Here is a 26008-nt window from a genome sequence, read left to right as displayed (position 1 = left end):
GACCTCCTCAAAGAGGAACCCCTCCTGCGGCTCATCCCTCGCAGGGCCGCCGCCTCACCCCTATGGTCGAGGAGACATCTCGGGAGGAGCCGGCCGGCCGGCCTGCTCCCGAGCATCACTGGGGGGAGATGATGTCGATGCAGCCGCATGCGTCCAGTCGGTCCGGAACGTCGGTGGGAGCCGCCGGGGTGGGCCTGCTGGTCACCCTCGTCATCTTCGTCGCGGTCTTCGTGACCTTCCTGCTGGCGCCGCTCCTGGCCCTCCTGCTGGGCTACCTCGGCTACGTCGTGATGCGGCCCCGCTCCAGCGGCTCCTCCGGTCCGGCCCCGGCCGCGGGGGCGGCTGCCGGGCCGGACGCGACCGGCGCCGGCGACCCGCCCGTCCACGGCTTCGGGGCGGGTGCGCGATGACCGCCACCGTCGACACCGGCCGCGCGACCACCCGCGCCCCCGGCACCGCACCGCTGCCGCGCCTCGCGCAGGGCGCCGACCCCGCGGTGGTGGGGCTGCTGCCCGAGGGGCTGTGCCGCACCTTCCGGGTCCTGCCGTACGCCGCCGAGGACGGCACCGTCCTCGTCGCCGCCGCCGACCCCACCGACCCGATCACCGAGCAGGTCGTCGCCGAGCACCTCGCCCGGCGCACCGACCTCCGCCCGGTCCTGGTCCAGCACACCGCCCACGAGGTCGTCGCCGCCCTCGACGCGATCCACCCGCCGGTCGAGGGCGTCGTGGAGACCCCCGAGGCGCGCCGGGCGCGGACCCAGCTGACCGGCATGCTGACCGCCAGCGGCCTGGTCGACCCCGACCAGCTGCGCCGCGCGCTCGTCGAGCACGCCCGCACCGGCGACCCGCTCGGCGACATCCTCGTCGCCCACGAGTCGATCCCCGAGGACGTCCTGGTCGCCGCGCTCTCCGAGATCCACCAGATGCAGCGGGTCGGCCTGGCCGACCTCGAGCCCGACCTCGCGCTCGCCCGCCGGCTGCCGGAGCCGCTCGCGCAGCGGCTCCAGGCCGTCCCGGTCGCGGAGTCCGACGGCACCGTCCTGCTCGCGGTCGGCCGCCCGCTGGCTCCGGCCGACGCCGCCGCGGTCGAGGACGCGCTCGGCTCACCGACCCGGCAGCTGCTGGCCAACCGCACCGACCTCGACCAACTGCTCCAGCGGGTGCACAGCGCGCACTACGCCGAGGTCGCCACCACCGGCCTGATGCAGTCGCACCCCGACTCCTCCGCGCACGTGGTCATCACCGGGACGCAGAAGGCCGTGCTCGTCATGGCACTGGTCGTCGCCGTGGTGTGCCTGGCGATCTGGCCGATGCCGACGCTGATCGGGCTGGTCGGCCTGTGCAGCGCGGTCTACCTGCTGGTGTCGGTCTACAAGCTCCTGCTGACCCTCCGGGCGCTGGGCACCCACCTGGAGACCGACGTGACCGACGAGGAGATCGACGGGCTCGACGAGCGGTTGCTCCCGACGTACACGATCCTCGTGCCGCTCTACAAGGAGGCCGGCATCGTGCCGCGCCTGGTGCGCGACATCAACGCGCTGGACTACCCGCGCACGCGGCTGGACGTGAAGCTGCTGTGCGAGGAGGACGACACCGAGACGATCGAGCGGATCCGGTCGCTGGACCTCCCGCCGCACTTCCACCTCGTGGTCGTCCCCGACAGCCAGCCCAAGACCAAGCCCAAGGCGTGCAACTACGGCCTGCAGCTCTCGACCGGCAGCTACTGCGTCATCTTCGACGCCGAGGACCGGCCCGACCCCGACCAGCTGAAGAAGGCGCTGATCGCCTTCGACGCGGTCGGCCCCGAGGTCGTGTGCATCCAGGCCAAGCTCAACCACTTCAACCAGGACCAGAACCTGCTGACCGCCTGGTTCGCCAACGAGTACTCCATGCACTTCGAGCTGGTGCTGCCCGCGATGGGTGCCGCCGAGGCGCCGATCCCGCTCGGCGGCACCTCCAACCACTTCCGCACCTCGGTGCTGCGCGAGCTCGGCGCGTGGGACCCGTTCAACGTCACCGAGGACGCCGACCTCGGCATCCGGCTGCACCGCGCCGGCTACCGCACCGCGATGATCGACTCCACGACGTTGGAGGAGGCCAACTCCGTCGTCCCGAACTGGATCCGTCAGCGCAGCCGCTGGAACAAGGGCTATTACCAGACCTGGCTGGTCCACATGCGCAACCCGGCGGCCCTGATCTCCGAGACCGGCGTGCGGGGCTTCGCCAGCTTCAACCTGACCATGGGCAGCGCCTTCGTGCTGCTGATGAACCCCGTCTTCTGGGGGCTCACCACGCTCTACCTGCTCACCCAGTGGGGCTTCATCCAGCAGCTGTTCCCCGGGATCGTCTTCTACGCCGCCAGCGCGATGCTCTTCGTCGGCAACTTCGTCTTCGTCTACCTCAACGTGGCCGGCTCACTGCAACGCGGCGAGTTCGGCATCACCCGCACAGCGCTGCTCTCACCGCTGTACTGGGGGCTGATGAGCTGGGCGGCCTGGAAGGGCTTCATCCAGCTGTTCACCAACCCCTTCTACTGGGAGAAGACCGAGCACGGCCTGGACGGGGGGCACGCATGAGCACCCCCGCGCCCACCGCCCCGCCCGCCGCCACGCCGGCCGCCCTGCCGGTCGTCATCAGCAACCGCGAACGGCTCGCCGGGGTCGTCCAGGCCGTGGGCCGCCGGCCCGCCGACGTACCCCGCCGGCCGTGGGAGAGCCTCCTCGTCCTCGGCGTCTCCACCGTGGCCTACACCTGGTTCGGCTACTGGCTCGTGGTCGAGATGCACGTGGTCGGCTTCGAGACCCTCGACCGGCTCAACCGCGCGCTCATGGTCTGGCACAACGACCCCACCAAGCTCTCCGCGCTCGGCTTCGACTACCCGCCGCTGGCCACCCTGCTGCTCACGCCGCTGACGATCTTCCCCGGGCCGGCCCGCGCGCTGGTCGTCGTGCCGCTCGGCTCGGCGCTGTTCGCGGGGCTGACGCTGATGACGCTCAACACCATGCTGCGCCGGGCGCAGGTGGCCGCGCCGCTGCGCGTCGCCGTCCTCGTCGCGCTCGGCTGCAACCCGCTCGTCGTGCTGTACGCCGCCGACGGGGCCCGCCACTTCATCTGGCTCTCCTTCGTGGTGGTCGCCCTCGGCGCGCTGCTGGCCTGGTACGTCACCTCCGACATCCGCTTCGTGATGATCGCCGGCCTGGCCTACTCCGTCGCCGCGCTCGCCGGCTACTCCAGCCTGCTGTGGTTCGTGCTCTCGCTGCTGATGGTCGCGGCGGTGCTCGCCCGACAGGGCGCGGACGGCACCGAGATCGAGGGCACCACCGTCGGCTTCGCCGCTCCGACGGTCTACGTGATCGCGTTGTGGACGGCGTTCAACGGGCTGCTCCTGCTGGACCCGTTCAGCTGGATCACCGAGAGCAGCGACGCCTCGACCTCCGGCGGACTGCGCTCCTTCAGCGTCGTGGAGCTGGCCACCGACACCGGCCGGCTGGTGCTCCTCGGGGCGCCGCTGGCGGTGCTCGTGCTGCCCGCGCTGGTCTTCGCAGGCGTCGCCCGGCGCAACACCTTCGCGCTGTGGCTGGCCGTCATGCTCGGCGCCGCGGTGCTGATGCCCGCGCTCGCGGTCGCCCTGCGCCTGACCGACTCCCCGCTGCTCATGCGCAACGCGCTGCCGATCCTGCTGCTCGCCGTCGTGGGCGCGATCTGGCTGGCCCGCTCGGCCGGGGACGCCGCCACCCTCGTGGGCGCGGGGCTCACGCTCGCCCTGCTCGCCAGCATCCCGTGGACCTTCCACGCGATGCGGACCTATGAGTACCAGAACCTCGAGTCGTCCTTCGCTGCCGCGGTCTCGACGCGCGAGTCCCAGGAGGGTGCCCGGACCCTGGACGGGGCGACGGTCGGGATCATGTCCGAGGAGGCGATGGCCGGCTGGATCCGCGACAACGTCACCCGGCGCAGCTCGATCCTCACCGACAACGCCCAGACCTACGCGGTCATGCTCCTCACCGGCCGCCCCGACCTGTTCTTCGACCGGGTCGACGCCTCCGACGGGCCGTGGCTGGAGGCGGCGAAGGACCCCGCGCTCCACGTCGACTTCCTGCTGCTGTCCACCGACACCCAGGCCGACCTGCTCAGCCGGCTCTACCCCGACGCCGCCGGCGGCACCGACGCGCTGCTCACCGTCGCCTACTCCACCCCGCGCTACACCCTCGTAGCCGTGCCCTCGGGCTTCCGCCGGGACGCGGGCTCGGACGCAGCGGACGAGGCAGCGGACGAGGCGGCGGCCGAGGCGGACACGACCGATCCCGAGGTGACCCCGTGACCCAGACCGACCTGCCCATCGCCCCGCCGCCGTCGCTCGACGCGATCCTCTCGGCGGGACCCGCCGGCGCCCCGGACCGCCGGATCGGCGCGGTGGACTTCACCCTGCGGCTCACCCCGGAGCGCCCGCCCGAGCCCGAGCCGGTCGTCGCGGCGGACCTCGAGCCTGAGCCGGAACCCGACCCCGAGCCCGAGCCCGAGCCGGCCGACGACGACCATCACCTGACCACGGAGGTCGCGGAGGTCGCGGAGGTCGCGGAGTTCGCGGAGGTCGCGGAGTTCGCGGCCGAGGCGCTGCGCCGGATCCGCGCCACCGAGGAGGCCGCGCGGCGGCACGTCGCCGCGGTCGAGGCGGAGGCGGCGCGCCGCTGCGAGCTGGTCCTCGCCCAGGCCGAGCTGGACGCCGAGCTGATCCGGCTGCACGCCCGCCGCGAGGCGCACGCGATCGTCGTCGCCGCGGTGGGGGGCCTGCGATGACCCGCCGGCTCCCCCGCGCGCCCGGCGGCCGCAGGGCGGTGCCGGTCGTCCTCGTGGCGGCCACCGCGCTGCTGCTGGCCGGGTGCGGCGGCGGGGACGACGAGGCCTCCGGGCGCACGCCGGTGGCCGACGTGACGATCGACCCCCGCGGGGCGGACGGCACGATCGCCCCCGGCGAGCGGCCCTACTTCGCCGAGGACTCCCCGTGGAACACCCGCGTCGACGGCGCCCCGGTCGACCCACGATCGAAGGAGATGATGGAGCTGGCCACCCTGCGGCTCGGGGTGCGCGAGTCCGGCGACCGCGTGGTCGTCCAGCCCCGCCGCATCGAGGACCCGGTCTACATCAACACCGAGTCCTGGACGACCCCGGTCGTCGCCGGCGGCCAGCCGACCGACGTGGTCTGCCGCCAGGCCCGGTGCGGTGACGGCGACGACACCGTGGTGCTCGACATCCCGGCCGACATCGACCCCGACCCGCGGTACGACGGCTGGTTCACGATCCTCGACTCGACCGAGTCCGTGGCCTACGACCTGTGGCGCGCGCGCCGCGAGGACGACGGCTCGATCTCCTACCACTTCATGCGCAAGTGGGACCTCGACGGACCCGGCTACAGCCCGCCCCACGTCGTCGGCGCCCGGGGCTCCGGGCTGCCGCTGTTCGCCGGGCTGATCCGCCCCGGGGAGCTCCAGGCCGGCGAGATCGACCACGCGCTCGCGATCAGCGTGCCCGGCCCCGCCGAGGGCTCCTTCGTCCAGCCCGCGTCCTCCACCGACGGCAACGGCTCGGCCGACTCGCTGCCCGAGGGGGCGCGGATCCGGCTGCGGGCCGACGTCGTGCCGCAGCCCCCGATCGACCCCGAGACCGGGCGGCCGGTCCGGCTGACCGCGCAACAGCAGCGGCTCGCCGACGCGATCGTCGTCGCGCTGCGCACCTACGGCGCGATCGTCGTCGACCGCGCCCGGGTGCCCACGCTCTACGCCCAGCGCGACGTCACGGCCGACCTGATCCGCGGCAACGAGCTCCAGGGGCTCTTCCTCGACGACTTCGAGGTCGTCGAGCTGCCGGCGCAGCGCCACCAGTACCCGCCCGAGCACGAGTCCGCCGGGTCCACCTCCACGGGAAGGGACTGAGGTGACCGCCATGACCCGCACCCGCACCCGCAGCCACACCCGCAGCCACACCCGCAGCCACCCCGTCCGGCTGCTCGCCGGCGTCGCCGGCCTGGCCTGCGCCGCCACGCTGCTCACCGGCTGCTCCGAGGACGACGCGGCGCCGGCCGGCGACGTCGTGGCGCGCCAGCAGGCCGCGCAGGTCGAAGAGGAGACCCTCGAGCAGGAGGCGGTCGAGCGCCGCCACGCGGCCCTCCCGGGCCGGCCGGCGGGCGTCGTGGAGCTCGACGGCTCCCCGCGCGGATCGCTCACCCCCCAGGCCCTCGACCGGTTCGCCGGCACCGGCAGCTCGGTCACCGTCGAGGTCGCGGACAACGGCGAGGACGTCGCCTTCGGCCAGCTGTGCGCGGGCGAGATCGACCTCGTCGACTCCACCCGGCCGATCAGCCGCGCCGAGTGGGACGCCTGCCGCAGCGTGGGCCTCGACGTCGTGCAGTTCCAGATCGCCGCGGACGCGGTCGTCGTCGCGGTCAAGTCCGAGTCCGACGTCGGCGGGGACTGCCTGAGCACCGAGCAGGTCCGCGACATCTACCGCGCGGGCTCGCCGGTCACCAGCTGGGAGCACGTCGGGCTCGACGGCGTACCCCTCGTCGTCGGCGGCCCCGACCCCGAGAACAGCGCGTTCGGCTTCTTCGGGCGCAACGTCCTCGGCACCCCTCAGCCGGGCCTGACCAACCTCCGCTCGGACTACCACGCCTTCGACTCCGACCAGGGCTCCCGCGTCTTCGTCGTCGGCGACGAGGAGGACGAGCGGCTGGCCGAGGAGTACGCCGACCGCGCCCGCGCCCGCGACCAGGCCCGCAGCGCGCTGGTCGTCGCCCAGCAGGTCCTCGACGACGCCCAGGACGAGGTCTCCGCCGCGTGGCGCGAGCGGGCCAAGGGCATCGCCGACCGGCGCAGCCCGGCCGACCTGGCGCGGGACCGCCAGCGCGTCCGCGACGCGATCGCCGCGCGGGACGCCGCCCGCGCGGAGCTGGCCGTGGTCCGGGAGAAGTGGGTGCGCGTCCGCGACCGGTTCGTCGTCTCCCGCGACGCGCGCCGGCGCGACGAGCAGGTCCGCGGCCACGTGGCGTACTTCCGGTTCAGCTACTACGAGCTGTTCGAGGACCAGCTGCGCCCCTTCGAGATCACCACCCCGGAGGGCGAGAGGAACTGCATCTTCCCCAGCCAGCGCACGATCACCTCCGGTGAGTACCCGCTCGCCCGACAGCTGCTCGTCACCACCACCGTCCGCTCGCTGGACCGGCGCGAGGTGCGGGTCTTCCTCGAGAGCTACCTCGGCGACGCCGACCGGCTCGCCGAGGACACCCAGCTGGTGCCGCTGCCCGAGGCGACCGTCCGCACCCAGCTGTCGTGGCTGACCGGCGACGTGCCGCCTCCCCTGGTCAGCCCGGACGCACCGGTCGTGGAGGAGGGCGCGGAGGAGCAGCCCGCGCCCCAGGAGCAGCCCGCCCGATGAGTCGCGCGCGCGCCCTCGCGGCCGCCGTCCTCGCGACGGCGGTCGTGGTCTGCGGCCTCGCCGCCCCCGCGTCGTACGCCGGGAAGAAGTCGGCCGCCGAGGACCTCCGCGTGCAGCGGGTCACGGTGGCCTGGAACGGCACGGCGAAGAAGAAGGTCTTCTCCCAGACCGCCGTCGTCCCGGGGATCGGCACCCTCACGCTCGTGTGCAGGCCGAACGCCACCCTGGTCCGGCTGCGCGCCCACGACCGCTCGGCGGAGACGCAGATGTGGATGGCGAAGTACGAGACCAAGAACGACCGCGCCGTCGTCGCCGTCAAGACCGCCCGGATCTACCGGTACGCCACCGCCGCCGACGACGGCCGCGGCGGCACCGGCCAGACCGCCGCGGAGGGGCTCAACCAGCGCGGTCGGATCGAGAACCACTCCTCGGGACACATCAACGGCGTGATCAGCCAGCGCCCCGGCCGCCACCGGCCCGCCGCCGGCGCCGCCCGCAAGCCGGTCACCTCCTTCGACCTCAGCTGGTGGTGGACCGGCTTCGAGCACCCGATGGCCTGGCGCGCCTGCCGGATCGACGCCGTGGTCCGCACCCGCCTCGACACGCGGGTCGGGGTGAGCTGGCACGGTCTCGCCGACGCCGGCTCCGGCACCTCGCAGACCACACCCGTGCCGGGCATCGGCGAGCTCCGGCTGCGCTGCGAGCCCGAGCCGGCCGACCCAGACGGCCCCGACGGCGACCGGTCGATCAGCATCGCTGCCACCTCACCGGACGCCTGGGCCTACGTGGAGACCGTGCAGGCGGAGGGCCTGGTCGAGCACCAGGTCGACGACCTCTCGGTGGGCGTCGACCCCGAGACCGGCCTGCTCGGCCCGTTCCCGCTCCCCCGCAACGGGATGATGCGGCTCTTCCTCACCGCGGGCGGCGTCGAGCGCCGCTACATCGTCTCCAGCTACCACGTCGTCAACAACGCCAAGCGTCCCGAGCTCAACCTCTGCGAGGTCTCCGCCGCGGAGTTCTGAGCGCGCAGCGGAGGTCCCGCGCGGCGGCCCAGCCGGGACCCGCGGCCGGTCCGGGCGAGGTCGGGCACGACCAGGCCCGCTCAGGTGGCGAGGACGTAGTAGTCGAGGCGGACCGGTGGTGCGTCGTGGACGGTCACCAGCATGGGCGGTCGGGTGTGATGTCGGTGGCCGGTGGGAGTGGCGGTCTCGATGCCCTCCGGCGAGGGCCTTGCCCGCCAGCCGGGTGCTTGCTTGGCGTGGTTGCAGGCCTCGCAGAGCCCCTGGCCGTTCTCGACGGTGGTCGAGCCGCCCTCCGCGACCGGTTCGACGTGGTCGCTCTGCCGGATCGGTGCTCCGCACCACGGGGTGCGGCAGGTCTGGTCGCGGAGCCGGATGAACCGGGCCATGCCTGCCGGGAAGACGCGGGCGCGGGAGTCCATCGCGACCAGCTCGCCGGTGGTCGGGCCGGTGTAGAGCCGACGCAGCCACACCTCGTCTTCAGCGGTCACGGCGCCGGCGACGATCTCGCGGCCGAGCTCGGCGGGAACCCAGCCGAACCCGTCGAGGTGGGCGGGGTCCTCGGTGTCGCCGAACACCGCCTGGTCGGTCATCACCAGGGCGAGCTCGACCCGCGGCCCACCCGCGGCCTCGTGGCCGCCGAGGACGGAGGAGACCAAGGTGTCGGCCATGACCTGGCCCCTGGTCCGCTCGTCCGCACCGTCGGCGCGGGCCGCATCCGCGGCCTTGACCAGGGCGGCGTACGCGGCGACGCCGTCGGCCACCGGCAGCAGCGCGGTCAGGTAGACCATGGTGTCCGGCGCCGGGCGGATGGTGACGTGCCGGTCCGCTCCGGCCTTCCGCCGGCGCCTCACTACCGCGGCGGAGTCGAGGCGGGCGGCGTGCTTGCGGCAGAACGAGGCGATCTCCCGCTCGGACATCCGATCGAGGGCGTCGGGGTCGGCGGCGAGGAGGCGGTCGACCTCGAACCGGTCCCCGACCTCCAGGCAGGCGGTCTCGCGGGCCGCGAGGGTGGCGCCGTACTCGGTGACCTTCCCCTGCCGCCACGCCGCCCACAGGCACGGCATCTCGGTGGCGACGACCTTCGCCAGCGCCAGGTGGCGTTGCCCGCGGTGGTGGGACTCCTTGCGCGCCAGCCCGACCTGCAGGGCGACGCCGCGGCCGCGGCGCTCGGCCGGCACCCCGGACCGATGGTCCGCTTCAGCAGTGCCCGCTGATCGGGTACTGGATGGTCTCGGTCCCGAGCGGGCCGAGCGCCGTGTTCACCAGAAGTGCCACAGCGAGCGTGAACAGACAGCCGGGTGGTGCCGGCCTGGCTCAGCCGGCGGCGTCGAGCGCCGCGCGCACGAGCGGGTGGACCGGCACGGACCCGTCGATGATCGAGGCGAGCGGGACCCACGCGACGGCGTCGGAGGTGCCGCCGGCCTCGGCGACCGGCGCGACGTCGCGCGAGCCGGCCGCCACGGTGGCGGCGAGCACGATCTGGATCGCGTGGAACTCCTCGTCACGGCCGTTGGGCGCAGTGCCGCGGATCGACTCGTCGGCCACGTGCACGACGGGGCCGACCTCGACCTCGAGCCCGGTCTCCTCCCGCACCTCGCGGGCGGCGGCGTCCGCCGGCGACTCGCCGTGGTCCACCCCGCCCCCGGGCAGGGTCCACAGGCCGGTGTGGAAGCCGCGGTCGGAGACCCGGGTGAGCAGGACCGAGCCGTCCCCCGAGCCATCCCCCGGGCCGCCCCGCACCACCAGCGCGTACGCCGCCGTCCGCTGCATCCGGAACGGCCGGTGCGTCGCCAGCGCGTCGACCACGAGCGGCGTCACCGGGACCCGGCCGGCCACGACGTCGGCCACCGGCCACCACCGCGCGTCGGCGGTCGACCCGTCCACCTCGAGGACCCGTGGTGCCGGCGCGTCCACCGGCACGTACCCGTCGAAGACCAGCCGCACGGAGTGCACGTCGGCGCGGCGGCCGTTCCAGCGGGCGTTGGGCCGCCGGCCGGTGTGCACGCGGGCGGACTCCCCGACGGTGACGTCGAGCCCGGTCTCCTCACGCACCTCGCGCACCACCGCGTCGCGTGGCTCCTCGCCGTGCTCCACGCCGCCACCGGGTAGGGTCCAGACCTCCTGGCGGCTCACCCGCGGGGCGAGCCGGGTGAGCAGCACCGCGCCGTCGCGGACCACGACGGCGTACGCCGCCAGCCGCTGCAGCCGGCGCCGATCAGGCACGGGGACCCCGCATCGCGTCGGTCACGCTCAGGAGAACGGCGGTCGCGCGTCGAGCGCGAGCGAGCGACGCCCGGCCCAGCGCCACACCCGGGCCGCCCGGTCGCGGTCCTCGTCGGTGACCAGGTTGCCCATCCAGCGCAGCGCGAGGGTCATCAGGTGGTCCGAGCGCATCCCGGCGGGCCCGAGGGCCGGCAGCAGCCGCGGGACGGTCACCAGCCCGGCCAGGCGGCGGGCGATGGAGAACGCCTCGCCGTAGTGCTCGCGCAGCAGCGCGGGCCACACGGTGGTCAGGTCGCGGTGCTCGGCCATCACCTCGGCGACGAACCGGCCGGTCTCCAGGCCGTAGTCGATGCCCTCGCCGTTGAGCGGGTTCACGCAGCCGGCCGCGTCGCCGATCAGCGCCCAGTTCGCACCGGCGACACCGGAGACGGCGCCGCCCATCGGCAGCAGCGCCGAGGTCTTGGCCCGCAGCTCGCCGGTCAGCGCGAAGTCCTCGCGGCGCTGCTCGGCGTAGAAGTCCATCAGCGGCTTGATCGCGACGTTCGCGGGCCGCTTGGCGGTGGCGAGGGTGCCGACACCCAGGTTCACCTCGCCGGTGCCGAGCGGGAAGATCCAGCCGTAGCCGCTGAGCACGGACCCCTCGGCGTCACGCAGCTCGAGGTGGGAGGAGATCCACGGGTCGTCGCTCATCTCCGAGGAGACGTAGGAGCGCCCGGCGACGCCGTAGACGGTCTCGCGGTGCCACTCCCGGCCGAGCAGCTTGCCCAGCGGCGAGCGGACGCCGTCGGCGACGACGAGCCGGTCGCACGCCACCTCGAACCGCTCCCCCGCCCGCTCGAGGACGACCGCGGCCACGCGCGCGCCCTCCCGACGTACGTCGACCGCGCGGGCGCCGTCGATCGCGAGCGCGCCGGACTTGATCGCGGTGGTCCGCAGGTGGTCGTCGAGCTCGGTGCGCGCCACCGCGGAGCCCCAGTCCGGGAGGGTGCCCCCCGGCCAGGGCAGCAGCAGCGTCTGGCCGAACCCGTGGGCGCGCAGGCCCTGGTTGACCGTGTGCGTGCGCAGCCAGTCCTCGAGCCCGAGCCGGGAGAGCTCGGAGATCGCGCGCGGGGTCAGGCCGTCGCCGCAGGTCTTGTCGCGCGGGAAGACCGCCGCGTCGACGAGCAGCACGTCGGCGCCGCCGCGCGCCGCCCAGGCCGCGGCGGACGATCCGGCGGGTCCGGCGCCGACCACGAGGACGTCGGTGCGGGTGGGTGTCGTGCTCACGCCCCGATCCTCTCAGCCCACCGGTCACGACCCGCACGCCGCTCCCCGCCCCGGCCCGCCGGCCGGTCAGCGCGAGATCCTGCCCAGGAACGACGGAACCCCGCCACGCTGTCGCGTGACGGGGTCCCGAGGGAGCTTGAGTGCCTCAGTTCTGGTACGACCCGAAGTCGAAGTCGTCCAGGGCGACGGCCTGGCCGCCGTTGGCACCGAACTCGTAGTCGTAGGAGTCGTAACCGGTGACGGAGTACGCTGCGGCGCGGGCCTCCTCGGTGGGCTCCACCCGGATGTTGCGGTACCGCTCGAGGCCGGTACCCGCCGGGATCAGCTTGCCGATGATCACGTTCTCCTTCAGACCACGCAGGGAGTCCGAGCGGCCGTGGATCGCTGCGTCGGTGAGGACGCGGGTGGTCTCCTGGAAGGAGGCCGCCGAGAGCCACGACTCGGTCGCCAGCGAGGCCTTGGTGATGCCCATGAGGACCGGACGACCCGAGGCCGGCTTGCCGCCCTCGGAGACGACCCGACGGTTCTCCTCCTCGAAGATCACGCGGTCGACGAGGTCGGACGGCAGCAGGTTCGTGTCGCCGGACTCGATGACCGTCACCCGGCGCAGCATCTGCCGGACGATGATCTCGATGTGCTTGTCGTGGATCGCCACGCCCTGCGAGCGGTACACGTTCTGCACCTCGTCCACCAGGTGCTCCTGGGCCTTCCGGACACCCAGGATCCGCAGGACGTCCTGCGGGTCGGGGGTACCGGAGGTCAGGTGGTGGCCGACCTCGATGTGGTCGCCGTCGGCCACGTTGAGCCGCGAGCGCTTCGAGACGGCGTACTCCTGGACCTCGGAGCCGTCGTCGGGGGTGACCAGGACCTTGCGGGCCTTGTCGGTCTCCTCGATCTCGACGCGACCGGCGGCCTCGGCGATCGGCGTACGACCCTTGGGCGAGCGGGCCTCGAAGAGCTCGACCACGCGGGGCAGACCCTGCGTGATGTCGTCCGCGGAGGCCACACCACCGGTGTGGAAGGTACGCATGGTCAGCTGCGTGCCGGGCTCACCGATCGACTGGGCCGCGATGATGCCGACGGCCTCGCCGATGTCGACGAGCTTGCCGGTGGCCAGCGAGCGGCCGTAGCACTTGGCACAGGTGCCGGTGCGGGCGTCGCAGGTCAGCACGGAGCGGACCTTGACCTCCTCGATGCCGGCCGCGATCAGCTCGGCGATCTTGACGTCACCGAGGTCGCCACCCGCCTCGACCAGCACCTCGCCGGTCTCGGGGTGGGTGACCTCCGTGGCGGCCGAGCGGGCGTACGCCGCGGTCTCGGCGTTCTCCGCCTTGACCACGCTGCCGTCCTCACGACGCTCGCCGATCCGCTTGGGCAGACCGCGCTCGGTGCCGCAGTCGTCCTCGCGGATGATGACGTCCTGGGAGACGTCCACCAGACGACGGGTCAGGTAGCCCGAGTCGGCGGTCCGCAGCGCGGTGTCCGCCAGACCCTTGCGGGCACCGTGCGTCGCGATGAAGTACTCCAGGACGGTCAGGCCCTCGCGGAAGTTCGACTTGATCGGGCGCGGGATGATCTCGCCCTTCGGGTTGGCCACGAGGCCACGCATCGCCGCGACCTGCCGGATCTGGTTCATGTTTCCGGAGGCACCCGAGTCGACCATCATGTAGATCGGGTTGGCGCGGTCGAAGTTCTTCTCCATCGCCTTGCCGACCTCGTTGGAGGCCTCGGTCCAGATCTCGATGAGCTCCTGGCGGCGCTCCTCGTCGGTGACCAGACCGCGCTCGAACTGCTTCTGGACCTTCGCCGCCTGCGCCTCGTAGCTGGAGAGGATCTCCTTCTTGTCGGCGGGGGTGACGACGTCCTCGATCGAGACGGTGACGCCGGAGAAGGTGGCCCAGCGGAAGCCGGTGTCCTTCAGGGCGTCCAGCGACGCTGCGACCTCGACCTTGGTGTAGCGCTCGGCCAGGTCGTTGACGATCGCACCGAGCTGCTTCTTGCCCACCTCGTAGTTCACGAAGGGGTAGTCGGCCGGCAGGGTGTCGTTGAAGAGCACCCGGCCCAGCGTGGTCTCGACGGTCCCGTTGTCCTCGAGGCGGATCTTGACCTTGGACTGCACCGAGATCGCGCCGCGGTCGTAGGCCATGATCGCCTCGGCCGGGGACGAGAAGGCACGGCCCTCGCCCGGCTCGCCCTCACGGTCGGTGGTGAGGAAGAACAGGCCGATGATCATGTCCTGGGTCGGCATGGTCACGGGGCGACCGTCCGACGGCTTGAGGATGTTGTTCGTCGACAGCATCAGGATCCGGGCCTCGGCCTGGGCCTCCGCGGACAGCGGCAGGTGGACGGCCATCTGGTCGCCGTCGAAGTCGGCGTTGAACGCCGAGCAGACGAGCGGGTGGATCTGGATGGCCTTGCCCTCGATCAGCTGGGGCTCGAAGGCCTGGATGCCGAGGCGGTGCAGCGTGGGCGCACGGTTGAGCAGCACCGGGTGCTCGGTGATGACCTCTTCCAGGACGTCCCACACGACCGGACGCGCACGCTCGACCATCCGCTTGGCGGACTTGATGTTCTGCGCGTGCGAGAGGTCGACGAGCCGCTTCATGACGAACGGCTTGAACAGCTCCAGCGCCATCTGCTTGGGCAGACCGCACTGGTGCAGCTTCAGCTGCGGACCCGAGACGATGACCGAACGGCCCGAGTAGTCCACGCGCTTGCCGAGCAGGTTCTGGCGGAAGCGACCCTGCTTGCCCTTGAGCATGTCCGAGAGCGACTTCAGCGGCCGGTTGCCCGGGCCGGTGACGGGGCGACCACGACGGCCGTTGTCGAACAGCGAGTCGACGGCCTCCTGGAGCATCCGCTTCTCGTTGTTGACGATGATCTCGGGCGCGCCGAGGTCGAGCAGCCGCTTGAGGCGGTTGTTCCGGTTGATGACGCGCCGGTACAGGTCGTTGAGGTCGGAGGTCGCGAAGCGGCCACCGTCGAGCTGCACCATCGGACGCAGGTCCGGCGGGATGACCGGGACGGCGTCGAGCACCATGCCCTGCGGCTTGTTGCCGGTCTTGCGGAAGGCGTCGACGACCTTGAGCCGCTTGAGCGCGCGGACCTTCTTCTGGCCCTTGCCGTTGGCGATGGTGTCGCGCAGCGACTCCACCTCAGCGGCGATGTCGAAGGACTGGAGGCGCTTCTGGATCGCCGTGGCGCCCATGTGGCCCTCGAAGTACTTGCCGAACCAGTTCTTCATCTCGCGGTAGAGCATCTCGTCGCCCATGAGGTCCTGGACCTTGAGCGACTTGAAGGTGTTCCACACCTCGTCGAGACGGTCGATCTCGCGCTGCGCGCGGTCGCGCAGCTGCTTCATCTCCCGCTCGGCGCCGTCCTTGACCTTGCGGCGCTGGTCGGCCTTGGCACCCTCGGCCTCGAGGGCGGCGAGGTCCTCCTCGAGCTTCTTGGCGCGGTCCTCGATGGAGGTGTCGCGACGCTTCTCGAGGCGCTCGCGCTCCAGCTGGACCTTGCCCTCGAGCGAGGCCAGGTCGCGGTGCCGGGCGTCCTCGTCGACGGAGGTGATCATGTACGCCGCGAAGTAGATGACCTTCTCGAGGTCCTTCGGCGCCAGGTCGAGCAGGTAGCCCAGCCGGCTCGGCACACCCTTGAAGTACCAGATGTGGGTCACGGGAGCGGCCAGCTCGATGTGACCCATGCGCTCACGACGCACCTTGGAACGGGTCACCTCGACGCCGCAGCGCTCGCAGATGATGCCCTTGAAGCGCACGCGCTTGTACTTGCCGCAGTAGCACTCCCAGTCCCGGGTGGGACCGAAGATCTTCTCGCAGAAGAGGCCGTCACGCTCGGGCTTGAGCGTGCGGTAGTTGATGGTCTCGGGCTTCTTGACCTCGCCGTGGCTCCACGTGCGGATGTCGTCCGCAGTGGCCAGGCCGATCTTGAGCTGGTCGAAGAAGTTCACATCGAGCACGATGGCTGTTGTCCTTCGTTAGTTCTGGGAATCGAGCTGTGGACCGAGGGGGGCCGGCGCGCTCGCGCGCGCCGGCCACGCACCTCAGACTTCTTCGACCGAGCTGGGCTCGCGGCGCGACAGGTCGATGCCGAGCTCCTCGGCGGCGCGGAAGACGTCCTCCTCCGCGTCACGGAGCTCGATCTGCGAGCCGTCCTGGCTGAGCACCTCGACGTTCAGGCACAGCGACTGCATCTCCTTGACGAGCACCTTGAACGACTCCGGGATGCCCGAGTCGGGGATGTTCTCGCCCTTGACGATCGCCTCGTAGACCTTGACGCGACCGGGCACGTCGTCGGACTTGATCGTCAGCAGCTCCTGCAGGGCGTAGGCGGCGCCGTACGCCTCCATCGCCCAGACCTCCATCTCGCCGAACCGCTGGCCGCCGAACTGGGCCTTACCACCCAGGGGCTGCTGCGTGATCATCGAGTAGGGGCCGGTGCTGCGCGCGTGGATCTTGTCGTCCACGAGGTGGTGCAGCTTGAGGATGTACATGTAGCCGACCGAGACCGGGTCCGGGAACGGCTCGCCGGAGCGGCCGTCGAACAGGCTGGCCTTGCCGGACTCGCCGATCATCCGCACGCCGTCGCGGTTGGGGATCGTCGCGCCGAGCAGGCCGGTGATCTCGTCCTCACGGGCGCCGTCGAACACCGGGGTCGCGACCTTGGTGTTCGGCTCGGCCTGGCCCACGCCGATCTTGATCAGGCGCTGCTTCCACTCCGAGTCGTCCGGGTCGCCGGAGAGGTTGAGGTCCCAACCCTGCTTGGCGAGCCAGCCGAGGTGGAGCTCGAGGATCTGGCCGATGTTCATCCGTCGCGGCACACCGAGGGGGTTCAGCACGACGTCGACCGGGGTGCCGTCCTCCATGAACGGCATGTCCTCGATCGGCAGGATCTTCGCGATGACGCCCTTGTTGCCGTGGCGACCGGCGAGCTTGTCACCGACGGAGATCTTGCGCTTCTGCGCGACGTAGACGCGGACCAGCTGGTTCACGCCCGGCGGCAGCTCGTCGCCCTCCTCGCGGTCGAAGACCCGGACGCCGATGACGGTGCCGGACTCGCCGTGCGGGACCTTCATCGAGGTGTCGCGCACCTCGCGCGCCTTCTCACCGAAGATCGCGCGGAGCAGGCGCTCCTCGGGGGTCAGCTCGGTCTCGCCCTTCGGGGTCACCTTGCCGACGAGGATGTCACCGGTGGTGACCTCGGCGCCGATGCGGATGATCCCGCGCTCGTCGAGGTCGGCCAGCATCTCCTCGGAGACGTTCGGGATGTCCCGGGTGATCTCCTCGGGGCCGAGCTTGGTGTCGCGGGCGTCGACCTCGTGCTCCTCGATGTGGATCGAGGTGAGGACGTCCTCCTGCACCAGGCGCTGGCTGAGGATGATCGCGTCCTCGTAGTTGTGGCCCTGCCACGGCATGAACGCCACGAGCAGGTTGGTGCCCAGCGCCATCTCGGCGTCGTCGGTGCACGGGCCGTCGGCGATCGGGCTGCCGACCTCGAGCCGGTCACCCTCGCTCACCAGCGGGCGCTGGTTGATGCAGGTGCCCTGGTTCGAGCGGCGGAACTTCGCCAGGCGGTACGTCGAGTAGGACCCGTCGTCGTTCATCGTCTCGACGATGTCGGCGGAGACCTGCTTGACCACACCGGCCTTGTCGGCCGTGACGACGTCACCGGCGTCGACGGCGGCGCGGTACTCGATGCCGGTGCCGACCAGCGGGCTGTCGCTCGTGATGAGCGGGACGGCCTGACGCTGCATGTTGGCGCCCATGAGCGCGCGGTTGGCGTCGTCGTGCTCGAGGAACGGGATCAGCGCGGTCGCGACCGAGACCATCTGCCGCGGCGAGACGTCCATGTAGTCGACCTCGCCGGCCAGGATCTCCGAGACCTCGCCGTCGCGCTGGCGGACCAGCACGCGCTCCTCGGTGAACCGACCGTCGTCGTCCATGCCCGCGTTGGCCTGGGCGATGACGTAGCGGTCCTCGTCGTCGGCGGTCAGGTAGTCGATCTGGTCGGTGACCCGGCCGTCGATGACCTTGCGGTACGGCGTCTCGACGAAGCCGAACGGGTTGATCCGCCCGTACGACGCGAGCGAGCCGATCAGACCGATGTTCGGGCCTTCCGGCGTCTCGATCGGGCACATGCGGCCGTAGTGCGACGGGTGGACGTCGCGGACCTCCATGCCGGCGCGGTCACGGGAGAGACCACCGGGGCCGAGCGCCGAGAGGCGACGCTTGTGCGTCAGGCCGGCGATCGGGTTGGTCTGGTCCATGAACTGCGAGAGCTGCGAGGTGCCGAAGAACTCCTTCAGCGCAGCGACCACGGGACGGATGTTGATCAGGGACTGCGGCGTGATGGCCTCGACGTCCTGGGTCGTCATCCGCTCGCGGACCACCCGCTCCATGCGCGCCAGACCGGTGCGGAGCTGGTTCTGGATCAGCTCGCCCACCGTGCGCATGCGGCGGTTGCCGAAGTGGTCGATGTCGTCGGAGCTGATGTCGAGGGTGCCCTGCGGCGCCTCGAGCTGCTCCTGGCCGTCGTGCAGAGCCACGATGTACTTGATCGCCGCGACGATGTCGTCGATGGTCAGCGTCTGCTGGTCGAAGGCCTCGGTCAGACCGAGCTTCTTGTTGATCTTGTAGCGGCCGACCTTGGCGAGGTCGTAGCGCTTGGGGTTGAAGTAGTAGTTGTTCAGCAGCGTCTGCGCGGCCTCACGCGTCGGCGGCTCGCCCGGGCGCAGCTTGCGGTAGATGTCGAGCAGCGCGTCGTCCTGAGCCTGGGTGTTGTCCTTCTCCAGGGTCAGCTCGATGGACTCGTAGACGGTGCCGTCGGGACGACGGAACTCCTCGAGGATCTGCTCGGTGGTCATGCCGAGGGCCTTGAGCAGGACCGTGACGTTCTGCTTGCGCTTGCGGTCGAGGCGGACGCCGACCAGGTCGCGCTTGTCGATCTCGAACTCCAGCCAGGCGCCGCGGCTCGGGATCATCTTGGCGGTGTAGATGTCCTTGTCGGACGTCTTGTCCGCCGAGCGCTCGAAGTAGACGCCGGGCGACCGGACGAGCTGGCTGACGACGACACGCTCGGTGCCGTTGATGATGAACGTGCCCTTGTCGGTCATGAGCGGGAAGTCGCCCATGAAGACCGTCTGGCCCTTGATCTCACCGGTGTCGTTGTTGGTGAACTCGGCGGAGACGTAGAGCGGCGCGGAGTAGGTGAAGTCCTTCTCCTTGCACTCGTCGACCGTGTACTTCGGGTCGTAGAACACAGGGTTCTCGAACGAGAGCGACATGGTCTCGGAGAAGTCCTCGATCGGGGAGATCTCCTCGAAGATCTCCTGGAGACCGGACTTGCTCGAGACGTCCTCCCCCTCGGCGCGCCGGCGCTCGACGACGGCGTTCCACTTGTCGTTGCCGATCAGCCAGTCGAAGCTGTCGGTCTGGAGGGAGAGGAGCTGCGGGACCTCGATCGGGTCCTGGATCTTGTTGAACGAGATGCGGCGGGGGTTGCCAGAGGTGGTGCGCGCGGCCAAGAGGTGTCCTTCGAGGATCGCTGCCAGAATGGCGCCCGAGCCCCCCACTAGATCAGCCACCGGGCAGGCCGAAATGCATCTGAGGGCAGGCGCAAAGCGCTACCTTACCGCAAGTCCGGGCGCGCGACAATACCGCTTGCGCTCCAGCGACGATCGTCCCGACGATGATGCGCGGTCGGGCCCCTCCGGTCAAGCACCCCGGCCGGGGCACGGACCGGCCGGCGGGGCGTCAGTCCAGCGGGGTGGTGTCGAGCCCGTCGACCAGCCAGTCGCCGTCGCGCTCGACCATGGTCACCGCGACCTGGTCGTAGCTGGTCCGCGGCTGGTCGTAGTCCTTGCGCTCGGTGACCCGGTCGAGGAAGAGGACGACCTCGACCCGGGTGCCGTCGTCGTCGGTGCGGGCCAGGCCCGAGGCGAGCACCTGCCCGGTCACGACGGTCTCGGTGCTCGGGGCGTTCTGGCTGATGACGTCGAAGAGCTTGTCGTACTCCTCGCGGTAGGCCGGGGTCAGGTAGGACCGCGCGGCGGCCCGGTCCTCCTCGAGCCTGCGGTGGTCGAAGGAGAGCACCGGCACGATCGCGCGCTCGGCCGTGGCCTGCGCCTCGCGGGCGGCGTCCTCGACGACGTCCGCGTTGGTGCCGAGGTCCTGGGCGAGCACCACCGCGAGCGCCACAGCGCCGGCGGCCAGCACGGCGACCACCGCGAGCAGCCAGGACGGCACGTGGCGCGAGCGGGGCGCGGCGGCCGGCTCCACCCCCACGGCCGGCGCCGGCTCCAGGCCCGGCTCCGGCTGGGCCTCGGCCTCCCCGGCCGCGTCCTCGGCGACGGCCTCCTCGGCGGCCTCCTCGGCAGCGAGCTGGGCGTCGTGGGCGGCGCGCCGGTCGGGGTCCAGGAGCACCTCCGCGGCCTGGTTGGCGGCGCGGAAGCGTCGGTCGGTGGGGTCGAGGTCGGCGATCGCGGCCTTCCACGCGGCGCGGATTCCCTCGTCCGAGGCGGTCGGCTCGACACCGAGCACGTCGTACCAGCTGGGGGTCACGGTGCGCTCCCCTCCTCGCCCTCGGCGAGCACCGGGTCGAAGTCGTCGACGAGCCACGTGCCGTCGGTGCGCACCAGCTCCACCCGGACCCGGAAGGTCACCGGCTCGACGTCCACCCGGGGACCGTCGGGCTGCTTGGCGTTGCGCGGGTAGCTGGAGGTGAACGAGCCCGCGACGAGCGCGGTCGCCTTGTCGCCGTCGAGGTCGGAGACGCCCGCGGAGAACACCTCGGCGACCCGCCCGACGCGCCCCTGGACCACGGTCTGCTCGGCCGCGACGACGCCCTGCTCGAAGGAGGTCCGGAACTTCGGGGTCATCACCTCGCCGACCGTCTCGCGGTACTCCGGCATCTGCTCGCCCTCGAGCAGGTCGGGACCATAGGTGTTGAGCCGCAGCATGAACTGCCGGGCCTGGGCCATCACGGCCTCGCGGTCCTTCTGCACCTCACCCGCGTCCCCGACGGCGCCGGAGGCCTTGAGCACGCCCATGACGGCGGAGGCCACCAGGGCGACCACCAGCACGGCCGCGAGGACCGCGAGCAGGACCACCCGGAACCGGCCACCCCCGGCGGGCGTGGGGTCGCCCGTCACTCCCCTGGCGCCATCAGCGGTGCGAGGTACAGCCACTTCCACGAATCCTTCCCCAGCGTCGACGGCGCCACCGTACTGGCCGTCCGCGGGGCGGAGGCCGCCCGGTCACCCCAGGTCACCTTCCCGGTCTCCTCGTCGTAGGACGCGATGACCGGAGCGCGGTAGGCGGCGCCGGCCGGCTTGTCCAGGTTCTGCGCGCCGCGGGCGTTGGAGAGGGTGGCCGGCTCGGTGCAGCGGGCGTCCTCGTTCATCGCGATGTCCTCGCGGTCCTGCGGGGTGCGCTTCTCGCTGCCCTCGTAGCCGGCGCGGCAGACCGGCTCGGTGGTGAGGACCAGGCCGAAGTGTGCGTCGTACAGGCCGGTCTCGGGGGTCTTGGAGACCACCGTGAAGCCACCCTCGACCGCGTAGGGGTAGACGACCAGCAGCTGCTTGATCCCGTCGAGGTGGCGCACGACGATCTCGCCGGTGGTGACCAGGTTGTTCAGCAGGTCGCCCAGCTCGACCTGGTTCTGCTCCAGGAAGGTCCGCAGCTGGGTGGCGGTGGCCGAGCCGGTGTCGATGAGGCGACGCAGGTCGCCGTCGGACCCGGCCAGCGTGCCGCTGAACAGCGAGAGCTGGGAGGCGAAGGTCCGCAGCGCGCTCTGGGTGTCCAGCTGGGTGTTGAGCACCGTGTTGCTGTCGCGGATCAGCGCGGTGGTGAGGTCGAAGTTGGCGTCGGCCTCGGCGATGAAGGAGTTGCCGGTGTCGATGATCTTCTGGAGGTCCTCGCCGGTGCCGTCGAAGGCCGTGCCGAGCTCGTTGATCGTCGTGCGCAGCGCCTCCTGGTCGACCGAGGAGGCGGTGTCGGAGATGTCGGTGAGCAGCTTCTCGGTCTCGATCGGGGTGCGGGTGTCCTCGACGTCGATCTCCGAGCCGTCCTCGAGGACGGGGCCCTCGTCGACCTTGGGCTGCAGCTCGACGTACTGCTCGCCGACCGCGGAGCGGTTGCCGACCAGCGCCAGGGTCTCGGCGGGGATGGCGTCGTGCTCGTTGTCGATCTCCAGGTGCACGTCGACGCCGGAGCCGGTCAGCACCAGCTTGTCCACGCGCCCGATGCCGACGCCGCGGTAGGTCACCTCGCCGCCGGCGAAGATGCCGCCGGCCTTCTCGAAGTGGGCCACGACGGTGTAGGCGTCGTCCATCACGAGCCGGTCGAGCCGGGCGTAGCGCGCGCCGACGAAGCTCACGCCGACCAGCGTGATGATGACGAAGGCCAGCAGCTGGATCTTGGTACGTCGCGTGATCACCGCGCCGCCTCCCTCGGGACGAGCGAGGGCACGAGCAACGTGACCAGCGCCGGGTCGTAGACCGCCATCAGCTCACCCATCGTCGGACCGCGCCCCGCGCGGTCGGCCTGCGAGCCGGCCTGCACGCCGGCCTCGGCCTGCGGCGGCGTGGTCGCGCCGAACGGGGCCCGCGGCAGACCGAGCAGGTCGCCGAGCGCACCGAGGCCGCCACCGGCGCCGTTGCCGTCGGTGTCGCCGCCGAGCGGGAGCGGGAGCCCCGGGACCTGGTTGAGGATCGAGCAGACCACGGTGTTCTTGTTCTTCGGCTTCTGGCACTCCTCGCGCAGCTCCAGCAGCAGCTGCACGTTGCCGAGGACCTTCTGGCAGGCCTTGCTGGTGATGCTCAGGCTCTGGATGCACTTGAGGACGTTGTCGACCACCGCGGTGGGGTCGAGCTCGGTCGGCAGCAGCGTCGGCAACGCGGTCGGGATGCCGGTGGTGCCGCCCCGGGCGTCGATGTCGAGCTGGACCGAGAGGTTGGTGTAGTCACCCATGTGCATGTTGCGGGCGACCTGCGGGTCGCGGCCGACCACCTCGTCGACGAAGGGGTAGGTCAGGGCGACGTTGAAGGCGTTGACCAGGGCGTCCCCGGACTCCGCGAGCTGGGTGAGCACCGGCTGGAGCTGGCGCACCGACTCGATGGTGGCGTCCTTGGAGGCCTCGATGACCCGGACGCCGACGTCGCCGAGGTCGTCGAGCGCGCGCAGCATCTTGACCAGGTCGCCGCGCTGCTGGTCGAGGGAGACGAGCGCGCTCGGCAGCTCGTCGAGGGCCAGGTCGATGCTGTCCTGCTGCTCGTCGACGTCGATGGCCAGCTGGTTGACCGACTCGATGGCCGCGACGATGTCGGCGCGGTTCTCATCGAGGGTGCCGACGAGCCGGCGGGCCTGGGTGAGCACCGAGCGGGCGGAGTCCTCGCGGCCCTCGAGGGCCAGGTTGAGCTCGCCGGCGATGGTCTTGAGCTGGGCGATGCCGCCGCCGTTGAGGACCAGGCTCAGCGCACCGAGGACCTCCTCGACCTCGGGGTTGCGGCCGGTGCGCTCCAGCGGGATCTCGTCGCCGTCGGCGAGGACCTCGGTGGCGCCGCCGTCCTCGGGGGTCTCGAGGGAGACGAACTTCTCGCCGAGCAGGCTGGTCTGGCGGATCTCGGCGACCGCGTCGGCCGGGAGCTCGGTGTCGTTGCGGACCTCGAGGGTGACCACGGCGGTCTCCCCCTCGAGGTCGACGGCGGTCACCTTGCCGACGCTGACGTCGTTGACCTTGACCGTGGACTGCGGGACGAGGTCGAGGACGTCGGTGAACTCCACCGTGATCGTCATCGGGTCGTCCCCGGTGCTGGTGCCGCCGGGCAGCGGCAGCTGGTAGACGTCGAAGTCGCAGCCGGTCAGCAGCACCGAGCCGACGGCGACCGCGGCCACCGCGCGCGTGATCCGGGCGAGCCTCATCGGTCCACCTCCACGAGCCCACCGAGGCTCAGGTCGAAGCGCTTGCCCGAGGACGAGCCCGAGCCGGCGCCGAACGGGACCGAGCGCGGCAGGATCGAGTCGATCAGGTCGCACAGCGACTCGCTGTCGTCGACCTGGTTGAGGATGCTGCACAGCACGATCGAGGGGTCGCTGATCAGCTCGTTGGCGAGGTTGCCGATGTTGGCGTTCACGTCGAGCGTGCCGGCCTGCGGGTTGTAGGTCATGGCGAGGTTGTTGAGCGCGAGCGGCGCGGTCCCGAGCGTCTCGTCGAGGGCCGCCCGCTGCTTGACCAGCACCTTCGCGACCCGGTTGAGGCCCTTGATGTTGCGGCCCAGGGAGGCGCGGTTGGTCTTGACGAAGTCGCCGACCTGGCCGAGGGCGACCGAGAGGTTGCGCAGCGCTGCGGAGAGCTCCTGGCGCTCGTCGGCCAGCAGCGAGGAGACCGAGCCCAGCGAGCCGTTGAAGTCGCGCACCGTCCGGTCGTTGCGCGCCAGCGTGCCGATGAAGCCCTGCAGCTCGGCGAGCGAGCCGAACAGCTCCTCCTTGTTGTTGTCGAGGGTGGCCGAGAACCGGCCGAAGTCCTTGATCGTCTGGTTGAGCTTCGCGCCCTCGCCGGCGAAGTTCTCGGCCGTGACCTCGAGCAGGTCGGTCAGCGCGCCGTCCTTGTTGGCCCCGTTGGGTCCGAGGGCGACGGTGAGGTCGTCGAGGCTGGAGTAGATGTCGTCGAGCTCGATCGGCACCTCGGTGCGGCCCTCGTCGATGACGGTGCCGTCGGCGAGGACGTCACCGCCCTCGTAGGCCGGGGTGAGCTGGACGTAGCGGTCGCCGACGATCGACGGCGCGACGATGACGGCCTGGGCGTCGGTGGGGAGCTTGATCTCCTCGTCGTAGCGCATGGTGACCACCACCTTGGTGCCCGACGGCTCGACGGTCTCGACCGTGCCGACCGGGACGCCGAGCACGCGCACGTCGCTGCCCTCGTAGAGGGAGACGGTGCGCGGGAAGTGCGCGACCAGGGTCTTGGTCCCCGACCCGCCGAAGACGGTCAGGGCGAAGACGACCACCAGGACCACCAGCAGCACGGGCACCACGGCCCGCTTCAGGAGCGTCATCCGATCCCACCTCCGTTGGCCAGGTCCGGCACCGGCGGCAGGTTCTGGATGTAGGTGTCGAACCAGGGACCGTTGCCGAGGGTGTTGGCGAAGACGCGGTAGAAGGGCGCCATCAGCCGCAGGCTGTTGTCGATGTTGTCCTCGTTCTTGGTCAGCACGCCGACGACGCTCTCCAGGTTGGCCAGGGCCGGGGCGAGGTCCTCACGCGTGCCCTCGACGAGCGCGGTGAGCTCCTTGGACAGCGTCGAGGTCGCGACGAGCAGCCGGTGGACGGAGTCGCGCCGCTTCAGCAGCGCGCGGAAGAGCACGTCGGCGTCCTTCATCAAGGCGACGAGGTCGCCGTCGCGCTCGTCGAGCACCGAGGAGACCCGGCGCAGGTTCTTGAGCAGCGAGTTCAGCTCGGTGTCGCGCGAGGCGATGGTCTCGGAGAGCGCCGAGACGCCGTCGAGCGCCGCACGGAACTCCTCGGGGGTGTTGCGGGTCAGGTCGGCCAGCGTGGTCAGCGACGCGGCCAGCTGGTCGGTGTCGATGTCGGCGGAGGTCTCGGCCAGGCCCTCGAACGCCTCGACGACGTCGTACGGCGAGGTCGTGCGCTCCTCCGGGATGGTGCTCCCGGCCTCCAGCTGGCCCTTCCCGGCCGGCTCGAGGGCGAGGAACATCGCGCCGAGCAGCGTCTTGACCCGGATCGAGGCCCGGGTCAGGTCGCCGAAGTCGGAGTCGGTCTTGATCTTGAAGGCGACGTCGACCTCGCCGTCCTTCAGCGTGACGCTCTCGACCTTGCCGACGCGGACGCCCGCGATGCGGACCTCGTCGTCGGGCTTGAGCCCGCCGGCCTCGGCGAAGCGGGCGTGGTAGGTCTCGCCGCCGCCGATGATCGGGAGGTCCTGGGCGCGGAAGGCGGCCATCAGCAGGGCCACCAGCACGAGGATGCTGATCGCCCCGATGATCACCGGGTTGCGCTCGCGGAAGGGCTTCATCGGGGTCCCCTCGAAAGCGTGACT

General features: G+C 71.4%; 18 protein-coding genes. 7 read left to right on the top strand and 11 right to left on the bottom strand.

All coding sequences use genetic code 11. The features are described from left to right. Positions 1-188: 188 nt before the first annotated feature. Genes HPC71_RS02985 through HPC71_RS02955 form a run of 7 tightly spaced genes read left to right on the top strand, consistent with a single transcriptional unit; the run spans position 189 to position 8452 of the window. The gene (locus HPC71_RS02985; RefSeq protein WP_154613596.1) at positions 189-410 is read left to right on the top strand and encodes a hypothetical protein; all 222 of its coding nucleotides are present in this window, start codon (positions 189-191) and stop codon (positions 408-410) included. Then, positions 407-2578, top strand: a complete 2172-nt coding sequence (locus tag HPC71_RS02980; RefSeq protein WP_154613595.1) for a glycosyltransferase — start codon at positions 407-409, stop codon at positions 2576-2578. The genes HPC71_RS02985 and HPC71_RS02980 overlap by 4 nt, the downstream gene beginning before the upstream one ends. Further along, positions 2575-4323, top strand: coding sequence for a hypothetical protein (locus tag HPC71_RS02975; RefSeq protein ID WP_154613594.1), 1749 nt, complete (start codon positions 2575-2577; stop codon positions 4321-4323). Before HPC71_RS02980 ends, HPC71_RS02975 begins: the two co-directional genes overlap by 4 nt. Continuing rightward, entirely contained in the window at positions 4320-4799 is a 480-nt protein-coding gene (locus HPC71_RS02970; RefSeq protein WP_154613593.1) for a hypothetical protein, read from the top strand. Before HPC71_RS02975 ends, HPC71_RS02970 begins: the two co-directional genes overlap by 4 nt. After that, positions 4796-5932, top strand: coding sequence for a hypothetical protein (locus tag HPC71_RS02965; RefSeq protein ID WP_154613592.1), 1137 nt, complete (start codon positions 4796-4798; stop codon positions 5930-5932). Before HPC71_RS02970 ends, HPC71_RS02965 begins: the two co-directional genes overlap by 4 nt. 10 nt (positions 5933-5942) lie before the next feature. Further along, positions 5943-7430 carry a substrate-binding domain-containing protein gene (locus tag HPC71_RS02960; protein ID WP_154613591.1) on the top strand — a complete coding sequence of 496 codons (1488 nt, stop codon included), beginning with the start codon at positions 5943-5945 and terminating at the stop codon, positions 7428-7430. Further along, positions 7427-8452, top strand: a complete 1026-nt coding sequence (locus tag HPC71_RS02955; protein WP_154613590.1) for a hypothetical protein — start codon at positions 7427-7429, stop codon at positions 8450-8452. The genes HPC71_RS02960 and HPC71_RS02955 overlap by 4 nt, the downstream gene beginning before the upstream one ends. Positions 8453-8532: 80 nt before the next feature. On the opposite strand, the gene HPC71_RS02950 is transcribed toward HPC71_RS02955, so the two are convergent. The 11 genes from HPC71_RS02950 to HPC71_RS02900 all read right to left on the bottom strand — a co-directional run bounded on the left by HPC71_RS02950 (position 8533) and on the right by HPC71_RS02900 (position 25984). Beyond that, positions 8533-9630 (bottom strand): HNH endonuclease, encoded by a 1098-nt coding sequence (locus HPC71_RS02950; protein WP_154613589.1) that lies wholly within the window; start codon positions 9628-9630, stop codon positions 8533-8535. Between the two features lie 136 nt (positions 9631-9766). Continuing rightward, the gene (locus HPC71_RS02945) at positions 9767-10675 is read right to left on the bottom strand and encodes an NUDIX hydrolase (protein ID WP_253943875.1); all 909 of its coding nucleotides are present in this window, start codon (positions 10673-10675) and stop codon (positions 9767-9769) included. A 27-nt stretch (positions 10676-10702) separates the two neighbouring features. Then, a complete protein-coding gene (locus tag HPC71_RS02940; RefSeq protein WP_171896069.1) occupies positions 10703-11941 on the bottom strand; it encodes a geranylgeranyl reductase family protein in 1239 nt (412 codons plus the stop codon). A 145-nt stretch (positions 11942-12086) separates the two neighbouring features. Beyond that, positions 12087-15914: a DNA-directed RNA polymerase subunit beta' gene (locus HPC71_RS02935; protein ID WP_171896067.1), complete on the bottom strand. Its 3828-nt coding sequence runs from the start codon at positions 15912-15914 to the stop codon at positions 12087-12089. A gap of 84 nt (positions 15915-15998) precedes the next feature. Further along, a complete protein-coding gene (gene rpoB, locus HPC71_RS02930; RefSeq protein ID WP_154612976.1) occupies positions 15999-19478 on the bottom strand; it encodes a DNA-directed RNA polymerase subunit beta in 3480 nt (1159 codons plus the stop codon). 229 nt (positions 19479-19707) lie between these two features. Then, a complete protein-coding gene (locus tag HPC71_RS02925; protein WP_154613588.1) occupies positions 19708-20514 on the bottom strand; it encodes a J domain-containing protein in 807 nt (268 codons plus the stop codon). Then, entirely contained in the window at positions 20511-21104 is a 594-nt protein-coding gene (locus HPC71_RS02920; protein ID WP_154612974.1) for a hypothetical protein, read from the bottom strand. Before HPC71_RS02920 ends, HPC71_RS02925 begins: the two co-directional genes overlap by 4 nt. Beyond that, positions 21101-22390 (bottom strand): MCE family protein, encoded by a 1290-nt coding sequence (locus HPC71_RS02915; protein WP_171896066.1) that lies wholly within the window; start codon positions 22388-22390, stop codon positions 21101-21103. The genes HPC71_RS02920 and HPC71_RS02915 overlap by 4 nt, the downstream gene beginning before the upstream one ends. Next, a complete protein-coding gene (locus tag HPC71_RS02910; RefSeq protein ID WP_154613587.1) occupies positions 22387-23874 on the bottom strand; it encodes an MCE family protein in 1488 nt (495 codons plus the stop codon). The genes HPC71_RS02915 and HPC71_RS02910 overlap by 4 nt, the downstream gene beginning before the upstream one ends. After that, entirely contained in the window at positions 23871-25007 is a 1137-nt protein-coding gene (locus HPC71_RS02905; RefSeq protein ID WP_154612972.1) for an MCE family protein, read from the bottom strand. Before HPC71_RS02905 ends, HPC71_RS02910 begins: the two co-directional genes overlap by 4 nt. Then, a complete protein-coding gene (locus HPC71_RS02900) occupies positions 25004-25984 on the bottom strand; it encodes an MCE family protein (protein WP_154612971.1) in 981 nt (326 codons plus the stop codon). Before HPC71_RS02900 ends, HPC71_RS02905 begins: the two co-directional genes overlap by 4 nt. Positions 25985-26008: the final 24 nt, after the last annotated feature.

The organism is Nocardioides marmotae (assembly GCF_013177455.1).
In the GTDB taxonomy this organism is placed as follows: domain Bacteria; phylum Actinomycetota; class Actinomycetes; order Propionibacteriales; family Nocardioidaceae; genus Nocardioides; species Nocardioides marmotae.
Note: the sequence above shows the minus strand (reverse complement) of the source record. Positions and strands in the feature narration are given on the sequence as shown.